This window comes from Sinobacterium caligoides, from assembly GCF_003752585.1.
GTDB lineage: Bacteria > Pseudomonadota > Gammaproteobacteria > Pseudomonadales > Sinobacteriaceae > Sinobacterium > Sinobacterium caligoides.
Genome location: NZ_RKHR01000004.1, coordinates 210200 through 232137, shown reverse-complemented (window position 1 = coordinate 232137; position 21938 = coordinate 210200). Strand labels below are relative to the sequence as shown.

The window sequence follows — 21938 nt, the reverse complement described above, 5'->3', positions numbered from 1 at the left end:
CCTTGAGGCTGTATATTTTCAACGTTGGCCGCGCTGAAACAGTTGATAAAAAGCGTAGCTGGGGTCGTCAGCCCCTGGCTGCCCGATGAGGCTACCACGAATGATGTCGTTATCTAGGTTGACCTGGCTCTGTGGATGTAGGTTGGCCCAGTCGGCGACAACGCTGCGATGGGCAAATTTCCATTTGCCGTCTCTCTTCTGATAGCGATCGAAATAGCGTCCGCCAATGAGTAGGTCCATCGGACCATCGTCGGTTGCTATCTGGTGGAAGGCTAGTATATAGACCTCGCCTTCAGCATGTTCGCAAATAGCACTATTTGGAAACTTAATATTCAGCGTGGTGACGTTGTGATGAAGAATTTGCATCGGCGCCTGAATCTCTGGAAGCCGATCGATAAACTCAATTGCTAGACCTTTGAAGAAGGCGCCGTGATCATCGGTGGCATCCTCGTGATACAGGGCACGCATTTTTTCATGGTCTTGCCGGTCGGCGGCGTTGCAATAGGCATGGACAAGCTCTGTGATCTCATCTTTATCGATCAGCCGTTGTAGTTTGGCGGAAGTGGTGGTCATGGCAGCTCTACTGTCGAAAAAACATTAGGGGTTCAAGCTTGCCATTTTGATAAATTGAAGTCATAACAAAAACGGGTGAAGCCCATTGATCGAGCGTTTATTTGTACGCTGTGAGCATTGCCGGTGTGTGTAAAAGCTGATTTATTGTCAGTTAAATGAATTCGCAGAATAGATATCTTGTGGAGGGTATAATGACGGTTGAACAGCAGTGTTATGGCGCGCAAACAACGACAGACGAGGTGGTAGCCGGTATTGATTTGAGTGGTAAAACTGCCGTGATAACCGGTGCCTCAGGGGGGCTAGGTGCGGAAGTGGCGCGCGCTCTGGCAAGTAGGGGGGCGACGGTAGTACTAGCCTCAAGGGATCTGCAGAGAACGCAGCGCAAGGCTGAGGAAATTGCCGAGCAAACGGGGAATCATCAGCTGCAGGCGGTAGCTATCGATTTAGCAGACTTGGATAGTGTCAGAGCGGCAGCGACCGCTATTCGATCGAGCCACCCCGTGATCGATATACTGGTCAATAACGCCGGTGTTATGGCCTGTGAATTTGGTTTGACTAAACAGGGCTTTGAGAGTCAGTTTGGTGTTAATCATGTGGGGCACTTTGTATTCACCCTAGGGCTCATCGAATCGTTGCAAGCGGCGACGGCGGCACGTGTCGTGGTGTTGAGTTCGGGGGGGCACAAGTATGGCGATGTTGATTTAACGGATCCGAACTTTCAACAACGTGAATATAATAAGTGGGCAGCCTATGGTGCGGCAAAGTCTGCAAACGCCCAGTTTGCTGTCGGTTTAAATCAACGCTACGGTTCTGCCGGCATTACGGCCAATGCGGTCCACCCTGGCGTTATTATTACCGACCTTGGGCGTCATCTGACCGAAGATGATATCGCTTTTTTGATGGGCGAAAATAGCAGTGCTTCCAGTGCTAATGACGTCTCTGCCGAGAATGACTCTAGCGATAACGTAGGCACCCCTCAGGGAGGGCGTGGTGCGGCCTCAATGTTTAAGAGTGTCGAGCAGGGAGCAGCGACGACGGTGTGGGCTGCGACTTCGCCAATGTTGACCGGGTGTGGTGGGCTGTATTTGGAGAACTGCCAAGTTGCAGCTCAGGTCGATGTCGGTGTGCAATCGCACGGCTACTACCCCCACGCTCTCGATAGTACCGCCGCAGATGCGTTGTGGCAGTTGACCGAGCAGCTCGTCGCCTCTTGTTAGTTAGCGCTAATCTAGCTGCGAAGGGGTAGGTCTTTTTACCTATATCAGGTGCTGTGAGCTTCGTTATCTACACCTGATATATTTTTAATTCTTGGTATGCATGATAGGGGAAAATCTCTTTAAAATATTATTCGTCATCATTTCAGTTTGTTTTAGTTGGGCTATTTTTCAGTGCCTAAGCCTCTCCACGATAGTGGTGTTATCTAAAATAATGTTGCCTTACAACGGCTAGCGATAATATTAAGAATTCACTTTAGCCTTGTTTACATCATCTTTGTTTTCATTTTAATCTTCCCGTTAATTTCTCACCGTGTTTTTCATTGCTCTTGTTTAGTCGATCGACTATGGTCTCGGCAGAATTGCCTGGGCGATTAAACAGTTTTTGAATGCCGTTAATTTTGTCATTAAATTTATGTGAGGGACCGTATGTCCACTAAGCTAGCGAATCCAGCTCCTCTTGGCCTCATGGGCTTTGGTATGACCACCATCCTATTGAATCTACACAATGCCGGTTTCTTCTCGATGAGTGCAATCATTCTCTCGATGGGGATTTTTTATGGTGGTGTGGCGCAGGTCATGGCAGGTTTGATGAGCTTCAAGCGTGGTGAGACTTTCGGTACTACGGCCTTTACCTCTTACGGCATGTTCTGGTTGACCTTGGCCGGTATCATCATGATGCCTCAGCTGGGTCTGAGTGCGACAGTGCCGGCGGCATTCATGGGTTGGTTCTTGAGCTTGTGGGGCTTATTTACCTTCTGCATGTTCCTGGCAACGTTCCGTTACCCACGTGCGAAGCAGGTGGTCTTTGGTTCGCTGACTTTGTTGTTTGCTTTGTTGGCAGTACATGATTTCACCGGCAGCGCGTCAATCGGCCGTTTGGCAGGTTATGTTGGCATTTTCTGCGGTAGCAGCGCCATCTACTTCGCCATGGCGACAGTGATCAACGGTGAGTATGGTCGTAGCGTCTTGCCTGTTGGAGAAGTTAAGCGGAAAGCTTAATTCTCTCGAAGAATATTTTTAGATTGTTAAAGCCGGCCGTGTGCCGGTTTTTTTGTGCCTGCTAAAAGCAACGCTTAATGCCTATGGGATAGGGTGTCGAAACTTTTTTCACTCGCTCGTTTTCTAACTTTGTTACTATGCTGTTTTTGACACACATAGGGATTGGGAAATGTTAAAGGGAATTTTTGCGTCGGCATTATTATTGTTGCCGGTAGCGTCGCAGGCAGTCATGATCGATCTTGACGGTCAGACAGTGAATGCAGAAAATGCCGAAGTGATTATCGTTGATGAGAATACCATTATGATCGATGGTAAAACTTATCAGGGAGTAGAAAGCATAATCGGTGATGTGCAGGTTATAGAGACATTGAGCGAAGTCGTAGCCTATGAGACCGGACAAAGCAGCGAGACAGCAGGGGTGGTTTTCTGCGATATATCTTGTCAAGACTCCTGGCAATTGACGCCAGCGGAAGAGGGGGTGTCTGCTGAATTCGCCGAGGAATGGACTGTTATTAGTGGCAATATAACCAGTGACGTTGTACAGCAAGATAACGACGTGATTATAGAAGCGGTAGAGTCCGAGATGGTTATGATTGAGCCAATAGACTTCGGCACAATTGAGCCGGGAGATATAACGCTAGTGGAAAGTGTTGATGTCGCTGCGGTTCCGTTGCCTGCGGCGGGCGGGTTGTTTTTATCTCTGCTGGGTCTGTTGGCGACGCTACGAGTAGGGCGAGGTTTAACGCGTCGCTGAGTAGTGTTTGGCCGAGGCGCACGCCTCGGCATCAATATAGCGGGATACGGGATGTCTTAGTGCTTATCGTTTGCCAATGTCACCGTCTGTTGTGGCGCGGCTAGGGTAATACCTTGCTCTTTCAGCGCGCTATAGATCGCCAGGTTGATTCGAAACTTTTCTTGATAGTAGCGTTTAGTGGGTACCCAGCAGCGCACACCGATACAGAGTGTACCCTCGTTGAACGCTTCGATACCAACCTGGGCCATAGGTTCACTGGCAATATCTTCAACCTCCTCTAGGCAGGTTTTGATCAGTTGGATTGCCTGGCGAGGGTCGTCCTTGGCGCTGATGTGTAGTGTCGTTTCCACCATCTTATGCTCAAAGGTGTTTTGTAATACCTCGCCAACGGCATGACGGTTGGGGATGGTAATCAGCTCTTTGTCTTCGGTTTCTAACAACGTCGAGGCTAGCTTGATATCGACGATTTGCCCGGTACAACCGTAGACAACGATAGTGTCACCAATCTTGAAGGGGCGAGTGAGGATGATTGAGAGGCCTGCTGCATAGTTTGATAGTAAGCCTTGAACGGCCAATCCGGCGCCGAGACCGATAGCACCAATAGCGGCAACGAAGGGGGTAATACTGACGCCAAACTTGCCGAGGGCGATGATGGCGAAGCAAAACAACACGATGACTCTCACCACGTTGGCGATGAAGCGGCTAAAAGTGGTGTCAATATCCTTACTGTCGAGAAAGCGGGTGAGCACTCGGCTGATCCAGTTGGCGATGAGCACACCGATGATCAGAATCAGTATGGCGCCAATGACTTGAAAGCCATACTCGACGGCGAAGGCGATGATATCGTTGTAGGCCTCACTTAAGTAAGCCATCTCATTTTCTACTAGTTCATTCATGTTGAGACCCTTGTTGCTCTCATGCAGAGCGTTTGTCACAGGCTAAAGGCCTGCAATTCTAACAAGGACGCAGTGCGGTTGAAATAGCTTGCTGATAGAGAAGCTAAGGGTTTGTTGTGACAGCGCTATCACGATTTTGGTTTATCTATGCTCGATGGCTCGTGATGCATATATCGTATCGAAAACGTTAAAATACTTGATGATCGTCAACTAAGCTTATACTTTACCCCTGTTCAAACAAAAGGATAAACACCGACTACTTTAATCGGTTGAGTGAACGGGCTATATTTGATGGCGTAACCTCTACGGACTTTGGATGATGAATAAAATGTTTTTACGTTTGGTGGCTAGCGCTGCAGTGGCGATGTTTCTTGTCGCTTGTTCGAGTGAAACCAAGATTGATAGCGATCTTTACATAAAAGGCGCGCCAGACTGGGTCAATGAAGGTACTCAGGCAATCAGCAGCGATGATGGCCGATTGATTCACGGCGTGGGTATGTCAGCTCAAGTAGGCGATGAATCCCTGCAAAAATCTGTCGCTGATAATCGTGCTCGTGCTGAAGTAGCGCGTATCCTATCGACCTCTGTTGATGCACAGAGCGGTGACTACACTTCTGCGAGTGGCGGTGTTGCTAATAGCCTCGTTAACCGTGAAATCAATACACAGACACAGTTAGCTCTGAAAGGCGTGAAAATTATTGGTCGCTGGCGTAATCGCGATACCGGTGATATCTACTCTGCCGCTGAGATGGACCTAGATCAGTTGGAGGATGCTATTAAGCGTGCCGCCAACTTGAGTGAAGGTGTGAAAGCGCAGTTTATTAAAGATGCCAACTTACAGTTCGATCGTTTCGTGAAGGAAAATAAGTAATGACAAACTATTTAAAGCTATTCGCCGGTGTAATGCTGGTATCGGGCCTACTCACTGGCTGTGGCTCGACTTCGGTGAAGCGAATGGATGCGGGTGAAGTGGTCGACTTAAGTGGCGCTTGGAACGATAGTGACTCACAAATGGTGGCGGAAGAGATGATCGCCGACGTGCTATCGCGTCCGTGGATTTCAAACTACACGGCAAAGAGTGGTCGTCAGCCAGCGGTTATTGTTGGTCAGATTAAAAACCTCAGCCACGAACATATCAATACCAAGACCTTCGTTAACGAGATGGAGCGTGAGTTGATCAACTCTGGTCGCGTAGAATTTGTTGCCTCGAGTGGAGAGCGTGATGAAATCCGCGGTGAGCGTATTGATCAAGATTTGAATTCAACTGAAGATACTCGTAATGCTGCCGGTCGTGAGCGTGGTGCCGACTTTATGCTGAAGGGACAGATCAATACCATTATTGACTCTAACAACAGTGATCAAGTGCGCTTTTATCAAGTTGATTTAACCTTAATTAGCATGGCAGATAACCGCAAAGTTTGGATTGGCCAGAAGAAGCTGAAGAAGTTCGTTTCAAACAGTAAACTACGTTATTAAACTGTCTTTTAACCAGTTATTAATGGTTACTTTATGATTGTATTTAAGCCCCGCTCAGGGGCTTTTTTATCGCTGCTACTATTGTTACTGCTATCGGGGTGTGTCGCACAGCATCGAAGTAATGATTTGGCAGAGGATTTACAGCAAGGCGATGTTTATAACGTTTTGCATGAGTTGGAAAAAGACTCCCCGGCGAATCGGGACTACGCACAATATCAACTCAATCTAGGGCTGTTGCAGAGTTACGTGGGTGACTTTGCTGAAAGTGTCGAATCGTTACAGAAAGCGAAGAGGGTGATCGCCGAGCTGCAGGCAATCAGTGTCAGTGAAAACATAGGTGCGGTGACCGTTAATGAGGCGGTGCGCAGTTATGATAGTACGCCCAGTGAGAGGATGCTGCTGCAGCAGTTGTTGATTGTTGATTACCTCATGCTAGGTGATATTGGGGCGGCTAGGGTTGAGGTGCTACAGGCTAATGTGATTGAGAAGTCACTGCCACAGCACGATAGTATATCCGGTTGGGTGGCGAGTACTCAGTATTTGTCCGGTTTAGTGTATGAACTTAATCGCGAGCCTGATAACGCGATGATCAGTTATCGCCGCGCCTATAAGGTACATCAGCGTAATCATTTGCCAGTACCAAAAGCATTGAGTGATAGCCTGCTTTATATGACTAGCCAGCTAGGGCTACGTGATGAGCATCGACGTTATCAGAAGGCCTTCGGTTATCGTTTGGCCGCTCGAGACCGGGGCAAAGCTTCATTGACTGTGCTGTATTGGGGGGAGGTGGTTTCGCACAAAGAGCAGCGTTCTTTGTCTGTTTTTGTGCCGGATCTGAGAGAAAACATCGCCTTAGCACTGCCGTACTATCGTGATCATTACCCTCGTACACCGTCCCTGGTGATTGATATTGCAGGTCGGCGCACACAGACGCAGCCGCTGGACGATGTGGAGAAGCTGGTGCGAGCAGATTTGAGCACCGAGAGTAAAGCAATCTACGCTAGAGCGATGGCGCGCATGGTGGCGAAGCACATGGCTATTCAGCACGCACAGAGGCAAGATGACTCGGGCATCGCAGCTGCTATCCTCAATATTGCCACTACCGTTAGTGAGCAAGCGGATGTACGTAGTTGGAACATGTTACCAGCGACGATCCAGGTCGCCCGATTAGAGGTGCCACCTGGGCGCTATGATATTGAGTTACGAGGGCGACAGCTTGTGTTGTCAAAGCCAGGGGGGGTGCCACGATGGGACGCGGTCTCAGGGGCGCCCGCTAAGGTTAGCAGGGCGCAAAGGCAGCAACAAACTCAATCCCAGTATGGCATGCAGCAGCGGGCGCAAGGTCAGCAGGGCATGCAACAGCGGGCGCAAGGTCAGCAGGGCATGCAACAGCGGGCTCAAGGCCAGCAGTCTCAGCAACAAGTACCGCGGCCGCCAACGCCCGAGGTGCAAATGTTAAAAAAATACGCGACGGTAGATCTCGAGGCGGGAAAAACCTCGCTACTCTTCTGTCCCTCCGTGGCCCAGCAAATTTATAGTTATAAGGAACCGTAATGCTAAATATCACAGCTTTACCACTCGCCTCCCAGTCATTTTTTCGGATGAAGAATCTCAGCGCAATGAAGAAGACGCTTTCCTGGGCATTGCTCGCGACCTCGGCAGTACTTGCAGGCTGTAGCAGTAGTACAGGGGGAGCACCTAAGTGGCTGGATGGCGCCGATGCTAACTACCCAGACGCGGTCTACCTCATCGCTCAGGGCGAAGGCACTACTCGCAGTGTGTCCGATAACCGGGCACTGGCTAACTTGGCTAAAGTGTTTGAGGTGTCGGTAGCGGATAGGAGCTTGGATTTTAGTTCAGCGATAGTGGGGCAGCAGTCTGACGGTCAGGGCGGTATGCACCGTGTTGTCGAAAACAAGCAGGAGGTCTCCCGTTTCGTCAGCACTGATGCTCAACAGCAACTGCGCGGGGCGAAGATTGCAGAGCGTTGGCAGTCAGAAGAGGGTGGCTTACAACATAGTTTAGCCGTGTTGGAAAAGGCACCTGCCGTGTCGATGTTTAGTCAGCAGATTCGTGCTGCGGACCAGAATGCGCAGCGAGCAGTGGATTACGCACGTAACGATGCTCCTAATGTCTTTGCAGCACTGTCAGCGCTCGAGCAGGCACGTCAGCGACAAGTGGCTCGCGCCAATGACAACAACAACCTACGCGTGTTGACCGGAACGGGGATCAGCGCAAAATACAGTGCAGATGATCTCGAGACGATGATCCGTCAGGGCCTATCGCAGATTACTGTTGCCGGTACGGGAAGAGATCAGTCTGCGCAGACGGCGTTGCAGGCAGCTATTGCCAAGGTGGGTTTGGCACAGGGTGCTAATAGTCAGTATGAGTTGAGTCTTGCGCTGCCTGCGGGCAGGGCCGAGCGTAAGCAAGGTTGGTATTGGCTGCGTGGCAACATCCAGCTTAGCGTGATTGAGGCGGGGACGGTTATCGCCAATAAGAGCTGGCCGTTTAAAGTCTCTGCCCAGAGCGAGGCAATGCTGCAGCAGCGCTTATCGGAAAAGCTTGATAGCCAGTTGCCTGGTTATATTTATCAGTTGATGACTCCAGGGCAGTAATTTACCCGGTCGTTGTCGGTAGCGGCGGCTATACGCCGCTGCTAGCATCGAGCGTTACCTGAGTGATTGATCTTGATATAGAGCTGTGCTGGCTCTCGGTGATCAGTTGCTACTTTCTTCTTTGTCGCTATTAAACCCTTCCTCACTTAATGTGTTGTCACTTAGATCGATGCTTTCTGTTGTCTGGGTATTATTGTTATCCACAGCGGGCTCGCTGACGGCCACTTGTGTTTCTTCGTTACGGATGAAGTACTCATACAGCGTGCCGGTACTGTTGAGGATGCGATAAGGTGCATAGTAGCTGGCGTATTGAGCATTGATATGAGCGATGTGGGCACGGTATTGCTCGGCTTCAACATCGAGCAAGTTAAGCAGGCTGCGCTGGCCAATACCGTATTGCGCCTCGTACCCCTCGCGGACTTCTTTGGCAGAAATCGCGTATTCACGCAGTGAGGCTTCGCGCTTTAAAGCAACCTCGTAGGCGGTGCGAGCGAGCCGGATATCCTCAGTGAGTTTTCGTTTGCTATCGAGTAGTAGGTCTTTCTGTCGGTTCATATTCTCCAGGGCGGCGAGTACCTTCGCGCGGTCTGAACCACCATTGTAGAGGTTGTAGCGAACGTTGAGGCGAGCTTGAGCGTCGTGGTTACGCCCGGGGACTCCATCGAGATCGTAATTCTCTGTACCACTGAGTTCAAGCTCGAAGGTGGGCCAGTAGTTGGCTCTAGTCTCTTCGTATTCATTCTTAGCCACATCGATCTCGGCTTGAATGCTGTTGATGATGGGACTGTCGACCATAGCCATCCTGAGTGCGGTGGCATTGTCTCGAGGGACTAAGCTCTGATCGATGGCCGTTGCTTCCTCGAGTCCGGAAGGGGGGCGGCCAATGACTCGCTCATAGCTCGACTGGGCATCGGTTAAATCACCGACAGTACGATCATACTCGCTGCGAGCAAGGGCTAGACGCCCCTCTACTTGGCGGGCATCAATCTTACGAGCGACGCCCTGTGCCGATTTACGTTTGATCTTGTCGACGAGATCCTGTTGGTAACGAAGGTGTGACTGGCTGGTTTTGACAATTTCATCACGACGTAATACATCGAAGTAGGCTTCGATAGCCTGCAGGATAATGCCTTCCTTCGTTGCCTCTAGGCGAACGTCGGCAAGCTCGAGCTGAGCCTGACGAGTATCGACGCGGTTGGAGACGCGGCCGCCATCGAACAGCAGCTGGGTTAACGAGAGTCGTGATTCTTGCCTATCGAGGTAGACGTTATGATGGCCTGCATTCGCTTCCAAGGCGCGAGTACTGGGATTGCTGGAGCGCTCTCTACCATAGTTGCCATCAAAATCGAGACGTGGGTAGTAACCTCCGCGGGCATCTCGAACGCGGGCCTTAATGCCTTTGCGCTCATCAATGCTGGCCTGGATCGTCGGATGGTCCTCTAGGGCAAATAATACCGCCTGGGTCATGGTATCGGCGCTGGCTAAAGGAATCGCCAAGGCTAGCAGCAACGATGGGGCGGTAAGACAGCAGAGTGGTTTTAACCGATACGGGAAGGTAGTTGTTGTCAGCAGAGGGCTGTGTCGAGACATATTATACTCCAGACAGAAGTGAGGCCCGTTTTGAATGCGCAAAAGAGTGTTGCTGGGCAGCTACAGCTTGTGCAGAAAAACCAGTTACTCACTATTAAAGCTAGCACAGCTTTTCACCCGGTGTAGGGGGAGGAGTTTTTGTCTTAATACCGGCTGTTACTCTTAGATGATCGTTTAAAAGCCTTCCTGCTGGTGTTCGTGTGTTTACCCCATGGGATAAATAGGCGGGAATAGAGAAGCGTCTGTCGTTAATTTTACTGTGGCTGTTTTTAGGGGAGGCGGAGGAAAATAATCATTAGCCAGTGGGTTTATCACTTGGTCTTTCTCGCGTGTGCTCGATAGCATAGCGGGCTTCCCTTTAATGTAACGCTCGTATCGCTTTGATTTAAAGTGAGCTTATTGCATATAACTTAATTGTTATATACTCTATAGCCTTGAATTAATAGGGTACCTTGATGATCAACGTGTTGTTTGTCTGTGTCGGTAACGCGTCGCGCTCACAGCTGGCCGAGGTGTTGTTGCGTCATATCGACGCTAAGCACTTTAGGGCCTATAGCGCCGGTAGTGCACCGAAGGCTATTGATGAGCAGGTGTATGCTGTCTGTAAAAAATACGGCATCAATAGCGAAGGTTTGCAGAGTCAATCGTTAAGTGATTACCAGAATAGTGCCGTCGATGTACTAATCACGCTGTGTGATCGAGCGAAGCGTGATTGCCCTGTTCTGCCACAGTGCCAGGGGTTTCTGCATTGGCATCTTCCAGCACCGAACAGCTTTAGTAACGGACATGAGGAAGTCTTTCTGCAGCTGCGGCGACGAATTTACCAGTTTGTTCGCCTGAACACTTCGCCACTCGCCGAGAAAGATACGCTGCCAGAAATTGAGGTTGGTGCGTTAATGAAGCTGTTGAGTGGTGAACTGAGGCTGAAAATTCTTATGTTGTTGATTGATGAAAAATCGCTGAGTGTCGGTGAACTTGTGACGGTATTAGTGGTTTCTCAGCCGCAGATATCACGGGATTTAGCGGCACTAAAAAGGTCGGGGTTGTTGTTGACGGAACGTCGAGGCCAATGGATCTATTACCGACTTAACGATCAGCTTCCGAGCTGGGTAGGCGATATTCTAGCAACGCTGAGGATGGGTAATATTGGCTTAATTAAGCAGCCTTTGTTAGCACTGAAGGCGCTGAGATAAGTGTGTGGCACAGTGCTCGGCTGATTTTAAAAATAAATAACTTTTTGCAAAAGAGAAATTAAATGACGATTAAAGTAGGGATTAATGGCTTCGGCCGTATTGGTCGTTTGGCGTTGCGTGCCGCCTTCGATTGGCCAGAGTTAGATTTTGTGCAGATCAACGATGTGGCAGGCGATGCGGCGACACTGGCGCACCTGCTCGAGTTCGACTCGGTTCAAGGGATTTGGCCACATAACGTAACATCGACAGCAGATAGTATTGTGGTTGACGGTCATGTGATCGCTTGCAGCCGTGTTGCTGAGATCGATGCCGTCGATTGGTCTGCTTGTGATGTCGTCTTGGAGGCCACGGGAGTACATCGTACGCAGGCGTTGCTGGCGCCGTATTTGGCACAGGGGGTGAAGCGCGTTGTGGTGTCTGCCCCGGTGAAGGAGGAGGGCGTCGCGAATATCGTCGTGGGCGTAAACGATGATATTTTTGCCCCATTATGCCACCCCATTGTCACCGCGGCATCGTGTACGACCAACTGTCTGGCACCAATTATTAAAGTAATCGAGCGAGAGCTGGGTATTGAAAGCGTGTTGATGACGACGATCCATGATTTGACTAACACGCAGACTATATTGGATGCACCGCACAAGGATTTACGCCGTGCTCGCGCCTGCGGTATGTCGTTAATACCGACAAGCACTGGCTCGGCCACGGCGATCGTGGAAATCTTTCCCAGCCTAGCCGGCAAGATTGACGGTCATGCGGTACGGGTACCCCTCGCCAACGCCTCCTTAACCGATATTGTCTTTGTGTTGGAGCGTGATAGTTCTGTGCAAGAGGTCAATCAGTTGTTAAAGGCGGCTAGCGAAGGTGAGCTGAAGGGAATTTTAGGCTACGAGGAGCGACCCTTGGTATCGATTGACTACAAGGGGGATCAACGCTCGACGATCGTCGATGCGCCATCCACGATGATGGTCGGCAAGCGAATGCTGAAAATCTATGCCTGGTACGATAACGAGATGGGCTATGCGACCCGTGCCGCGGAGCTGGTCAAGCGCGTTGGCCTAGCGGATCAACGCTGATGACGAACGGGGTGGCAAAGTCGATGAGTAGAGAGCTGCGCCAGTATTTATGGGTGACCTTTAACTATTGGAACTTTACTCTCACTGATGGTGCGTTGCGGATGTTGGTGGTGCTGTATTTTCATCAGCTCGGCTATGCACCGTTCGAAGTGGCGATGCTGTTTTTGTTTTATGAACTCTTTGGTGTCGTGACCAACCTTATTGGCGGCTGGTTGGGCGCGCGTGTCGGCCTCAATCGCATTATGAATATTGGCCTTGCCCTGCAGGTTGTCGCGTTGACAATGTTAACGGTGCCATCAGAGTACCTGTCGGTAGTGTATGTGATGATGGCACAGGCGCTGTCGGGGATTGCTAAAGATCTGAATAAAATGAGCGCTAAAAGTAGTATCAAGCTGCTGTTGCCGGACTCTCAACAAGGCCTATTATTTAAATGGGTAGCGATCCTGACCGGCTCGAAAAACACGCTAAAGGGGATTGGTTTTTTCCTGGGCGGTTTGTTGTTAATGCTATTCGGTTTTCAAATGGCGTTAGCACTGATGGCTGCAGTATTGTCGTTAGTGTTCCTGCTTAGCTTATTTTTTTTACAGGCAGACCTAGGACGGGCGAAGACGAAACCAAAATTTTCAGAGCTGTTTTCAAAGAGTGAAACGATCAATATATTGTCGGCGGCGCGGCTCTGCCTGTTTGCCGCACGTGATGTCTGGTTTGTCGTGGCACTGCCGATTTACCTGGCGGCGACGTTGGGTTGGAGCCACACCGAAGTGGGCGCTTTCTTGGCACTGTGGATTATCCTCTATGGTGGCGTGCAGACGATTGCGCCGAAAGTCATTGGTACACGCAGCAGCGGTGAGTGGGGTGCGGTATATTGGGCGGCTGTTTTGACCGTACTAACGGCGCTGATTGCGCTGGCGGTGCAGTCTGCCTGGCATCCCGGCCTTATCATTACCCTTGGTTTGTTTCTCTTTGGTGCCGTTTTTGCGGTGAACTCATCACTACACTCCTACCTTATCGTACGTAGTGCGAGTCGTGATGGTGTCTCTCTGGATGTGGGCTTTTACTATATGGCTAATGCGATGGGGCGTTTGATAGGCACCTTGTTGTCGGGCTACTTGTTTCAGCGCTATGGGCTAGCGGCTTGCCTGTGGATATCCGCTCTGTTGCTATTGGCGACGGTCATTATCAGCCTGCGGCTTCCTCGTCGTCGTTGTTGAGGCAGCCTACCAGCTTAGTTGTTGTGGCTCTGTAGCTCGCTCGTGGTGAGGGCCCGGTACTGACCGGGTTGTAGCTGTTGGTCCAGTGTAATGTCACCAATAGCGCAGCGGTGCAGACTGAGTACCGGGTTGCGGAAACGGCCGAACATACGTTTAATTTGGTGGTAGCGCCCCTCTGTTAACCAGACCTCGGCGGTGTGTGCATCGATAATATCAAGCCGCGCCGGTTGCGTGGTGATCTGCTCAAACTCGAAATACATGCCGGCGGCGAAGGCGTCGATATAGCCCTGCTCAAGGGGGTTTGCTAGGCCGACACGGTAGTGTTTCTCCACCTTGCTCCCGGGGGCTGTCAGTTGCTGCGACCAGCGCCCGTCGTTGCTCAGCAAGATGAGCCCAGAGCTGTTGAGGTCGAGTCGACCGACGATGTGTAGGCCCTCGATACTGCGCACCTTTTCATCGAGCAGGTCGAAGACAGTGCGGTGTTGTTCGTCGATAGTGGCGCTGACCACGCCGACGGGTTTATGCAGCATCAGGTAGTGCGGCTGCCGATCTTGTAGAACCTCGCCTGCGACACAAATATGACTGAAGGCGTCGACTTGCTGCTGTATATCGCGGGCGATGACGCCGTCGACCAGCACTTCACCGCGGGCGAGAAGCGCTCTTACCTGGCGTTTATCAAAGTGACTGTGTTGGCTGATGAAGCGATCGAGCCGGGCGCGTTTGGCGGCCATGGCTACACTCCTAATGTCGATGATTGGCGAGATGGTGGTGTGGTGTTTTTCTCTTGTTGCGTCATCATAGTTGTAGGCTGTGTTCGCAGCTAAAGTCACGTACATCACCGCTGAGAGGGTCGGTGAAGCGCAGGCGCTTGGAGAGCAGTTGCAGTGGCGAACGATAATCCTCTTTACGTTCATCGAGCAGGGTGGGGTAGAGGTTGTCGTTGAGGATCGGTAGGCCGATGCTCTGCATGTGTAGGCGCAGCTGGTGTGTCCTGCCGGTGATGGGCTGTAGCTCGAATAGCGCCCTGTCAGCGCTTTGTGCTAGGCAGCGAATACGAGAGTGACTGTTTGCTTCACCGGTCACGATAGACATGAGAAAACGGGGCTCAGAGTGCTCGATGCGGTTGCGTACCTCCCACTGCTGGTTAACTAAGTGGCTGTTTGGCGGGATACGGCTGATGGCCTGGTAACGCTTATCGACGAGCCGGTCGGCAAACAGTTGATGATAGCTGTGTCGGTTGCTTGCGTGTTTAGCAAATAGTACCAAGCCTGCGGTGACACGGTCGAGTCGATGTACCGCCTGTAATTCGTGGAGGCCGGTGCGGTCACGCAGTCTGTTTTGCAGGCACTCGTTAACATAGCGGCCGCCAGGCGTGACGGGTAGAAAGTGTGGCTTATAGGCCAGTAGCAGCTCGTCATCTTCAAACACAATGGTTTCGCTAAAGGGGATGATCGCCTCTTGTTCGACCTCACGGTAATAGCAGAGGCATAACCCAGGTTGATAAGCCGATTGCAGGTTGAGCGGGCTGCCGTCGAGTTGATGCACCTTGCCACTGAGCATGCGCTGCTGCCAGACGCTGGCGCTGATCCGAGGAAACTTGTCGACGAGATAGTCGTATACCGTCGCGAAGTTGGTTCGAGAGTTGGGCAATGTCAGTTTGGAGGGGTATTTGCTGATGCTCATGGGCTGACCAAATAGCGGTAGTATATCAAGGCTGAGGTGATAACGGCGGCGGCTTGTTCGATACGCTATCATGAAACTTCATGAGTGCAGTATAATAGACTGATTCGAGTAATGATTTAACGGATGAGTAGGGCTATGAGCGTACAAGATATATCGATCGCCAATAATCAGCGTAAGCGTTTGCTGAAAGCGATCAACGATGACACGGTGTTATTTGAAGATGAGAGTGGCGACTTAGTGGTTAGCGTTGCTGCCTACAATGAGTTCAAACGTGATTTAGACCCAGCGCCGCTGGAGTCCATTGTCGGCGCCAAACAGCTGGATTTTAGCGTCGAATTCTTTGTCTTTCACTAGCACTGCGCTAGAAATCAAGGCGCCGGTCGTCATCTGTTGACCGGCGCTCTTGCTAGACCGCTTTTTTAGATGCGGCGTATGATTGGTAGTAGCTGCTTTTCGATGAGGGAGTCATCGAGCTGCGCCAGTGGCATGACAACGGCGACTTCAGCCTTATCCAGTGCCTTTTGATACTCTGCAATCTGCTGCTTGAACTGCTTGAGTTCCTTCTTTTCAATTGTCTTGGCGATAGGGATGTGTGCCGTCATTGCATTAATAGCAGCGCCGTTCCTTCTCAGTTCGAAGTGTAGGTGCGGCCCTGTGGTGCGGCCTGTATTGCCGGAGAGGGCTATCTTCTCGCCACGCTTGACTCGCTGCCCTCTCTTGACGAGTGCTTTGCTGAGGTGAAGATAGCGTGTGCTATAGCTGTTGCCATGGTCAACCTCGATATAGAGTCCAGCATACTTGTGTCGTACCACGCGTTTGACGACGCCATCGCCGGTGCTGAGGACGGTGGTGCCAGGTGGCACGGCGAAGTCGGTACCATTGTGTGGTCGTCTTAGCCCAGTAATCGGGTGTCGACGGTATGGGTTGAACGACGATGAGATACGGTAACGTTTGAGCAACGGCAGACGCTGGAACGCTTTTTTCAGGCTGTTGCCATCTTCGTCGTAGTAGCTTCCCTTATAAAGGTAGGCGGCGATGACGTGCTTGTGGTTGTACACGCGCACGGCGCGAACACGGCTAGCACCGGTTGCTTGGCCGTCTATATATTGGCGGTCGACAAGAATCTCAAAGCGATCGTTAGGGCGAATCTGACGGACGAAATCAATCTTTTCCTTCAACAGGTTAGCGACAAAATAGCTCTCGTTCATGGTGAGCCCTGCCTGCTGCGCGGAACCACCGAAGCTATACAACACTTTACCGATGAAGCGTTGCTGCTGCCATTTCCCATCGACGGCGATTTCTTTGTATTCGAAGCCCGCGTGATCCCTACGCTCAAAGATAACGCGTTTGGCTAGGCTTGGGCGCAGCTCGAGACGTTCTAGCTCATCGTTATCAACGGTGAAATAGAGGCTTTCTCCGAGTTCTAGGTCGTCGAGAGCGAGCACATCAAGATCGGCGTCGAGTAACTCGTAGAGCGTCTTTTGGCTAATGGCCATTTTTTCAAAGATGCCGCCTAAGGTGTCACCTTCAACGACAACGTATTCGCTAGTGACAGGGCCCTTTGGCTCTGTAACTTCGTTGTTGTCAGTTTTCTGTTGTGCGGAGGCACCACTCTCGGTGCCCTCGACCTGCTGATCAGTGACGTCAGAGTTAGCGGGGTTTACTGCCGGTTCACTCTGCTGTGTGTCGCTGACAGTTTCCGTGGCCTGCTCATCGCTCTGCTGAAAGAGTAGAGTAATGACGATGATGACGATTGCGGCGCTGAGAAGAATTTTGTGGGTTTTACTAAGCTTCGCAAGAAAGCCTTTTGGGGTGTTGTTGTAACGCATAGACAAGTTTAATCCACTCAAAATTAAAAACGACAGTGTGACGTAGGCATTGCCGCCGTCTTTTCGCCTGCCAAATATAGAGACAAGCGCATGACGCGATTAGTTCAGTTCAGTTGTTACAGACATAACTATCGAGCTTCGCCATTGTAGAGAGAATCCCCAGTGATGCACTAAGGGAAAACCTAAGCTGGATAAATGGTCATATTCGATGCGCTGAGTTGCTCAAGTATTATTGAGTAAATAAAAGAATGACCGTTTTATAACAAAGACTTGTGTAGTTGAGGTTGCAGCTTTTAGCCGCTTGACGTGAGTCAAGCGGTCTGTCGTAAGCATGAAAAAGGTGGTGCGGAGCGGTTACTTATCGTTATTGGGTGTGGTTTTTACTGATATAAGGCTGTCTAGGCTTTCAAATCTATCTTTGCTGTCCTGCGCTAGCTTATAAGCTATTGTAAACAAAACTGATCCAGGTTGGCTCATCGATAAAACCCTTACCCCATATTCTCCAGCGTTGGTTGAGGCCTTGTTGTTGTATGTCAGCGAGGCTCATGCCGTTATTTTTCATGGCCTCTACCTCGATACGGGTATTCTGCAACATTTCGTGGTAGTTGCGCAGGTCCTGTTTGCTTGACAGTGGACCGTGGCCAGGGATCACTTTGGTGTCATCGTCGATACGATTAAGCACACTGGCGATGTTCTCGGTCATGCTGACGACGTTACCGCCACTATCAATATCGACAAAGGGAAAGAAGCCGGAGAAGTAATGATCGCCCATATGGACAACATTGGCTTGTTTAAAGAAAACGACGGAGTCACCGTCGGTGTGACCGTTGGCAAAGTGGACAAGAGTGACTTGTTCATCATTGATATATAGCCGCATATCGCGCTGGTAGGTAATCGATGGCAAAGCGTCTTTAGGGTAGGCCGGCGAACTCATCTTGAATAGCTTTATTTCATGCTTGGTGAGCAGGCGCTTGCGTACGTTGTCGTGGGCGACAATGGTGGCATGTTTGCCGAGCAGCAGATTGCCGCCGCTGTGATCACCATGCCAGTGGGTGTTGATAATGTACTTAATGGCATCGATACCACCGTGCTTGGCGAGTTGTTTTTTCAGCGCACTAGACATCTCTTTATAATCATCATCGACAAGCAGTAGGCCATCGTCGCCGCTGAGCAGTGCGATGTTGCCGCCTTTCCCCTGGAGCATGGTGATATGGCTGCTGACCTTCTGCTCGGTGAACGCTGTGTTTTGGTGGTGGCCATCGTCGGCGAATAAGGATTGGCTGCTCGATAGGGCGGTAACAGAGAGGGCGATGGCGCAGAGTAGCTTCGGCGTCTTGCTAAATATTGTCTTCATTTCGATTCCATTGATGAAGGGAGAATCACGGGCTTTTAACGTAATTGTTATATTTCTAAGCTTGCGAAATATAACAGTTTTGTATGGTTTTAGGAAGTTCTCTGGCGCTGTATTTGTTTTTCAGCAAGGCGCAATATTCGGCAATTTTTGGCGGGGAAGGTGTTGTTGGCTATTTTAAAAAGGTGCAGTTAGATTTTTTAAAAAGGTGTTGTTGGTAGTCTTAATAAACGAAGTTTACCTATCGTTTGAAATAGGGCTATACTGCTTCTGGAATGCATTTGTAAAGGGTGTGTTTGGGGAGCCGATGGGCGGCTGATCCCGGGCAGTACCCGCTCTCAACACGACATTATAAGATGGAGTAGGAGAAGATTATGGATCTGCCGCATTTACGTGATATGTACAGCACTGGGCGCCTCAGCGATGTGGTTGCTTTTTATTCGAGTGATGATGATCAGTGGCACTTGGATTGCCACGATTTGTGGGGGCATACCCTACATGTGACTACCGTGAAGGGTGCAACCTGCCACTTCGTTAATTCAGATAAGGCGATTATGGCCGCAAAATCCATCGGTTTTGACTCGGTGGTGATCCAGTAACCCAAGCGATGACGGGATAGAAAGCCAAGCCACAGTGCTTGGCTTTTTTGTCTCTGGCGATCTCACTAATAAAAGAGGCAACAGGGGAAGTCATGTCAGAAGACGTATGCAAACTTAGTGCGGAGGATATCGAGCGGTCCTTATTTCAGCTGAACTCACAGCTAGTGGAACCCTGGGTCATTAGTGCGGGTAAGTTACACAAGTGTTTTGTCTTAGATAATTTTGTGGCCGCTTTTGGTTTCATGACTCAGTGTGCGTTGTGGGCTGAAAAGATGAACCATCACCCGGAGTGGTGCAATGTCTACAAGACCGTCGTTATCGACTTAGTCACCCACGATGTCGCAGGGCTGTCACGCTTAGACTTTGAGCTGGCAGCTCGTATAGAGAGCTGCCTATGACGTTAGCGATTTAGTGTCAATGGAAGGGGCAGCCATTGGTAACAGCAGTATCACTCGTAGAGGGAGCTGGCTGTGTTTCCACGGGGGGCTGCTCGGCTAGTTCAAACCGCATCGGTAGCCGCAACAGCGTGCGGGCAAAAATACTCGCCTCGAAGGGGGCGTCACCGGTGATGCTAAATTGCTTTGTACGTTGTAAGAGCTGTTCGATGACGATGCGAATCTCCATGCGCGCTAGCTCGCGACCAATACAGGCATGCACGCCGTGGCCGAAGGTGAGGTGCTTCTTTAGCTTTGGGCGATCCATGTCGAATTGTTCTGGGTTGTCGTAATAACGCTCATCGCGGTTGCCCGAGGCCCACATTAGAAAGACCCGAGCGCCTGCGGGGATCGTGGTGTCATGTAGCGTTGTCTCGCAGGTGCTGACGCGGAAATGCCCTTGAAAAGCGGCCTCTGTGCGAAACACCTCTTCAATGAAGTTATTAATTTGGCTGTAGTCTTCACGCAGGCGATGCTCCAGCTCAGGCCGTTGAGCCAAGATGCGAATAGCGCTGCCCATGGAGCTGGCCGAGGAGTCGCTGCCAGCGATCAGTAGCTGCAGAAGGATGGCGATGGCACGCTGGTCGGTCATGACGCTATCGGGATCGGCGGATTCACGGATGAGGTGGCCGGTAAAGTTATCCTGTGGTCGCTGTTTAGCAATGAGATAGTGACGCCACAGATAGCGCATAAAGGCGGCGCTCCCGGCACCGTTGCGTACAAGCTCAGCCTTTCCGGCTGTCCCGGAGAGCGAGCGAATCCCCTCCATGCACCAGGTCTTGATCTGTTCGTAATCGCCCTCGGGGAAGCCGAGCAGGCGGATGATGAGGCGCATCGGTAGTCGCCAGGCAAAGTCTTGTACAAACTCGATCTCCCCCTGCGGTAGCAGCTCATCCATCATCTCATGGCATAGCTTACGTACCTCGGGCTCCAGTGACTTGACGAATCTTGCGTTGAAACCGGAGTGACCAATCTTCCGTTCGGCGGCGTGCAGCGGCGGATCCTGTAGGGCGAGCACGTCGACGGGAATGATGCCCCAGTTACCCATCTTTTCGACGGGGCTATCACCGACAGTATTGGGATCTTTGGGTTTGCCAGAAACGAGGATCTCCATGATCTTAGAGGAGTAGGCGGTGGTATTTTTGGCCAGACTGCAAATATCATCGTAGCGGGAGATGCAGTAATAGTCGTGCCCAGGCATGCGGTAGACCGGATGGTCGTTGCGCAGCAGCTCATAGTAGGCGTAGGGGTTGGCAAAGTTGCCGGGGCTTAACGGCTGAAAGTCTTCCGGGGTCTGTGGCTGGGCGATGGGTGCGGGAGGTGTACGAGGCGGCTGACGACGCTCACGCCAGGCGATGCTTGCGGCGATGCCGCGCATGAGCCCCTCGTAGAGATAGGAGAGGGTGAGTCGTCGAGTGTGATAGAGCGTTTCGTGCATAGTAGGTCACCGTTGAGGATATTATTATGTATATACCGTATACCTTGTGTTTATAGTGTATACAGAAAAAGTCTATGGCGTAAACAGAAAAGCGTTATAATCCTGTTCTCGCGAGGTTTGATAGGAACGAATAGGCGGCTATGAAGAGACAGAAACCCAACTTGAGTCGTCAAAAAATTGTCGACGCGGCGCTATCGATGGCGGCGGAAGCGACCGTCGACGATATCAGTATTCACCGCCTGGCGAAGCAGTTGGCAGTGACGCCGATGGCAATCTACCGCCACTTTGCTAACAAGGCTGACCTGCAGGCGGAGATGCTTGACCAGTTTATTATTCAGGCAGATGTCATGCCCGAGCAGTACGATGACTGGCAACACTGGCTACATCAGTTAGCGGAGGCGATGTACCGGGCGTTATGTGAACAGCCAAGTTGGATCCCGTTGTTTGGGCGTGTTCACTTCAAGGCTGGGGCCCTGACGGTGATGGACCGCAGTGTCGGCATGTTAAAAACGGCAGGCTTCGATGATGCATCGGCAGTGGCGGGTTTTTATGGCTTAATCCACTGCCTGATCGGGGCGGCGACGCAGTATAGTTTTTTTCATCGCGAGGGAGGTGAGGCGTTTTCCATGCTTACCCTGCAAAAGGATGCAGCGGTAGCGCAGCATTATCCGCACCTGGCGGCACTCAATAAGACGGCAGCACCGGCCTCTCAGCTCGACTTATTGGCCTCAAGCTTGACGCCCTATCTGCGAGGTTTATCGCTTACCTTAACGGCACAAACCAGCGCTGATCTGGGGTGATAATGGTGGCAGGATGAGGGCTTTTGGGGTTACATAGAGTTGCTATGTACAGTTGTTATGTACAGTTGTTATGTACAGTTGTTATGCACAGTTGATCTGTACCGTTGTGATATACATGCAAAATGCCTAACTATTTTGCATCGCATTATGCAAATCCTATTATCTGGCTCTTTTTGGCAAGGTTTAAGGTTTTAGATTCGCTCA

At 50.8% G+C, this 21938-nt stretch carries 22 protein-coding genes; 14 read left to right on the top strand and 8 right to left on the bottom strand.

The window, feature by feature from the left end; all coding sequences use genetic code 11:
* Positions 1-18 precede the first annotated feature (18 nt).
* Entirely contained in the window at positions 19-573 is a 555-nt protein-coding gene (locus tag EDC56_RS07720) for a nuclear transport factor 2 family protein (protein WP_123711971.1), read from the bottom strand.
* A gap of 191 nt (positions 574-764) precedes the next feature.
* Between EDC56_RS07720 and EDC56_RS07715 the strand changes: the two genes are divergently transcribed.
* The 3 genes from EDC56_RS07715 to EDC56_RS07705 all read left to right on the top strand — a co-directional run bounded on the left by EDC56_RS07715 (position 765) and on the right by EDC56_RS07705 (position 3543).
* Positions 765-1790 carry an SDR family NAD(P)-dependent oxidoreductase gene (locus EDC56_RS07715; RefSeq protein ID WP_123711970.1) on the top strand — a complete coding sequence of 342 codons (1026 nt, stop codon included), beginning with the start codon at positions 765-767 and terminating at the stop codon, positions 1788-1790.
* 426 nt (positions 1791-2216) lie between these two features.
* Positions 2217-2789 (top strand): acetate uptake transporter, encoded by a 573-nt coding sequence (locus EDC56_RS07710; protein ID WP_123711969.1) that lies wholly within the window; start codon positions 2217-2219, stop codon positions 2787-2789.
* Positions 2790-2958: 169 nt separating this feature from the next.
* Positions 2959-3543, top strand: a complete 585-nt coding sequence (locus EDC56_RS07705) for a hypothetical protein (RefSeq protein ID WP_123711968.1) — start codon at positions 2959-2961, stop codon at positions 3541-3543.
* Between the two features lie 56 nt (positions 3544-3599).
* On the opposite strand, the gene EDC56_RS07700 is transcribed toward EDC56_RS07705, so the two are convergent.
* Positions 3600-4439, bottom strand: a complete 840-nt coding sequence (locus EDC56_RS07700) for a mechanosensitive ion channel family protein (protein ID WP_211333611.1) — start codon at positions 4437-4439, stop codon at positions 3600-3602.
* A gap of 316 nt (positions 4440-4755) precedes the next feature.
* Between EDC56_RS07700 and EDC56_RS07695 the strand changes: the two genes are divergently transcribed.
* Genes EDC56_RS07695 through EDC56_RS07680 form a run of 4 tightly spaced genes read left to right on the top strand, consistent with a single transcriptional unit; the run spans position 4756 to position 8533 of the window.
* A complete protein-coding gene (locus EDC56_RS07695) occupies positions 4756-5310 on the top strand; it encodes a hypothetical protein (protein ID WP_211333610.1) in 555 nt (184 codons plus the stop codon).
* Positions 5310-5915: a penicillin-binding protein activator LpoB gene (locus EDC56_RS07690; RefSeq protein ID WP_123711967.1), complete on the top strand. Its 606-nt coding sequence runs from the start codon at positions 5310-5312 to the stop codon at positions 5913-5915. The genes EDC56_RS07695 and EDC56_RS07690 overlap by 1 nt, the downstream gene beginning before the upstream one ends.
* Before the next feature lie 33 nt (positions 5916-5948).
* The gene (locus EDC56_RS07685; protein ID WP_123711966.1) at positions 5949-7469 is read left to right on the top strand and encodes a COG3014 family protein; all 1521 of its coding nucleotides are present in this window, start codon (positions 5949-5951) and stop codon (positions 7467-7469) included.
* Entirely contained in the window at positions 7469-8533 is a 1065-nt protein-coding gene (locus tag EDC56_RS07680) for an LPP20 family lipoprotein (RefSeq protein ID WP_211333609.1), read from the top strand. The genes EDC56_RS07685 and EDC56_RS07680 overlap by 1 nt, the downstream gene beginning before the upstream one ends.
* 102 nt (positions 8534-8635) lie before the next feature.
* Here the strand turns inward: EDC56_RS07680 and EDC56_RS07675 are convergent, their stop codons facing one another.
* Complete coding sequence (locus EDC56_RS07675; protein ID WP_123711965.1) at positions 8636-10123, bottom strand: TolC family outer membrane protein; 1488 nt, start codon at positions 10121-10123, stop codon at positions 8636-8638.
* Between the two features lie 455 nt (positions 10124-10578).
* On the opposite strand from EDC56_RS07675, the gene EDC56_RS07670 reads away from it, so the two are divergent.
* The 3 genes from EDC56_RS07670 (at position 10579) to arsJ (ending at position 13600) form a co-directional block, all read left to right on the top strand.
* Positions 10579-11316, top strand: coding sequence for a metalloregulator ArsR/SmtB family transcription factor (locus tag EDC56_RS07670; protein WP_123711964.1), 738 nt, complete (start codon positions 10579-10581; stop codon positions 11314-11316).
* 62 nt (positions 11317-11378) lie between these two features.
* Positions 11379-12389, top strand: a complete 1011-nt coding sequence (locus EDC56_RS07665; RefSeq protein WP_123711963.1) for an ArsJ-associated glyceraldehyde-3-phosphate dehydrogenase — start codon at positions 11379-11381, stop codon at positions 12387-12389.
* Entirely contained in the window at positions 12389-13600 is a 1212-nt protein-coding gene (arsJ, locus tag EDC56_RS07660; protein ID WP_245980664.1) for an organoarsenical effux MFS transporter ArsJ, read from the top strand. The genes EDC56_RS07665 and arsJ overlap by 1 nt, the downstream gene beginning before the upstream one ends.
* Positions 13601-13614: 14 nt before the next feature.
* On the opposite strand, the gene EDC56_RS07655 is transcribed toward arsJ, so the two are convergent.
* Together EDC56_RS07655 and EDC56_RS07650 are read right to left on the bottom strand one after the other, a co-directional pair.
* Positions 13615-14331: a pseudouridine synthase gene (locus tag EDC56_RS07655; protein WP_123711962.1), complete on the bottom strand. Its 717-nt coding sequence runs from the start codon at positions 14329-14331 to the stop codon at positions 13615-13617.
* A gap of 64 nt (positions 14332-14395) precedes the next feature.
* The gene (locus EDC56_RS07650; protein WP_245980663.1) at positions 14396-15355 is read right to left on the bottom strand and encodes a pseudouridine synthase; all 960 of its coding nucleotides are present in this window, start codon (positions 15353-15355) and stop codon (positions 14396-14398) included.
* Between the two features lie 63 nt (positions 15356-15418).
* Between EDC56_RS07650 and EDC56_RS07645 the strand changes: the two genes are divergently transcribed.
* Positions 15419-15637, top strand: coding sequence for a hypothetical protein (locus EDC56_RS07645; RefSeq protein ID WP_148059350.1), 219 nt, complete (start codon positions 15419-15421; stop codon positions 15635-15637).
* Between the two features lie 65 nt (positions 15638-15702).
* On the opposite strand, the gene EDC56_RS07640 is transcribed toward EDC56_RS07645, so the two are convergent.
* Both EDC56_RS07640 and EDC56_RS07635 read right to left on the bottom strand, forming a co-directional pair.
* Entirely contained in the window at positions 15703-17112 is a 1410-nt protein-coding gene (locus tag EDC56_RS07640; protein ID WP_123711960.1) for a peptidoglycan DD-metalloendopeptidase family protein, read from the bottom strand.
* A 436-nt stretch (positions 17113-17548) separates the two neighbouring features.
* Positions 17549-18466 (bottom strand): MBL fold metallo-hydrolase, encoded by a 918-nt coding sequence (locus EDC56_RS07635; protein ID WP_123711959.1) that lies wholly within the window; start codon positions 18464-18466, stop codon positions 17549-17551.
* Positions 18467-18837: 371 nt separating this feature from the next.
* Here EDC56_RS07635 and EDC56_RS07630 point away from each other — a divergent pair, with 371 nt between their 5' ends.
* A complete protein-coding gene (locus tag EDC56_RS07630) occupies positions 18838-19062 on the top strand; it encodes a hypothetical protein (protein ID WP_123711958.1) in 225 nt (74 codons plus the stop codon).
* 92 nt (positions 19063-19154) lie between these two features.
* Positions 19155-19460 carry a 4a-hydroxytetrahydrobiopterin dehydratase gene (locus EDC56_RS07625; protein WP_123711957.1) on the top strand — a complete coding sequence of 102 codons (306 nt, stop codon included), beginning with the start codon at positions 19155-19157 and terminating at the stop codon, positions 19458-19460.
* A gap of 16 nt (positions 19461-19476) precedes the next feature.
* On the opposite strand, the gene EDC56_RS07620 is transcribed toward EDC56_RS07625, so the two are convergent.
* Entirely contained in the window at positions 19477-20934 is a 1458-nt protein-coding gene (locus EDC56_RS07620) for a cytochrome P450 (RefSeq protein WP_123711956.1), read from the bottom strand.
* A gap of 140 nt (positions 20935-21074) precedes the next feature.
* On the opposite strand from EDC56_RS07620, the gene EDC56_RS07615 reads away from it, so the two are divergent.
* On the top strand, positions 21075-21734 hold the full coding sequence (locus EDC56_RS07615; protein ID WP_123711955.1) for a TetR/AcrR family transcriptional regulator: 660 nt from the start codon (positions 21075-21077) through the stop codon (positions 21732-21734).
* Positions 21735-21938 lie beyond the last annotated feature (204 nt).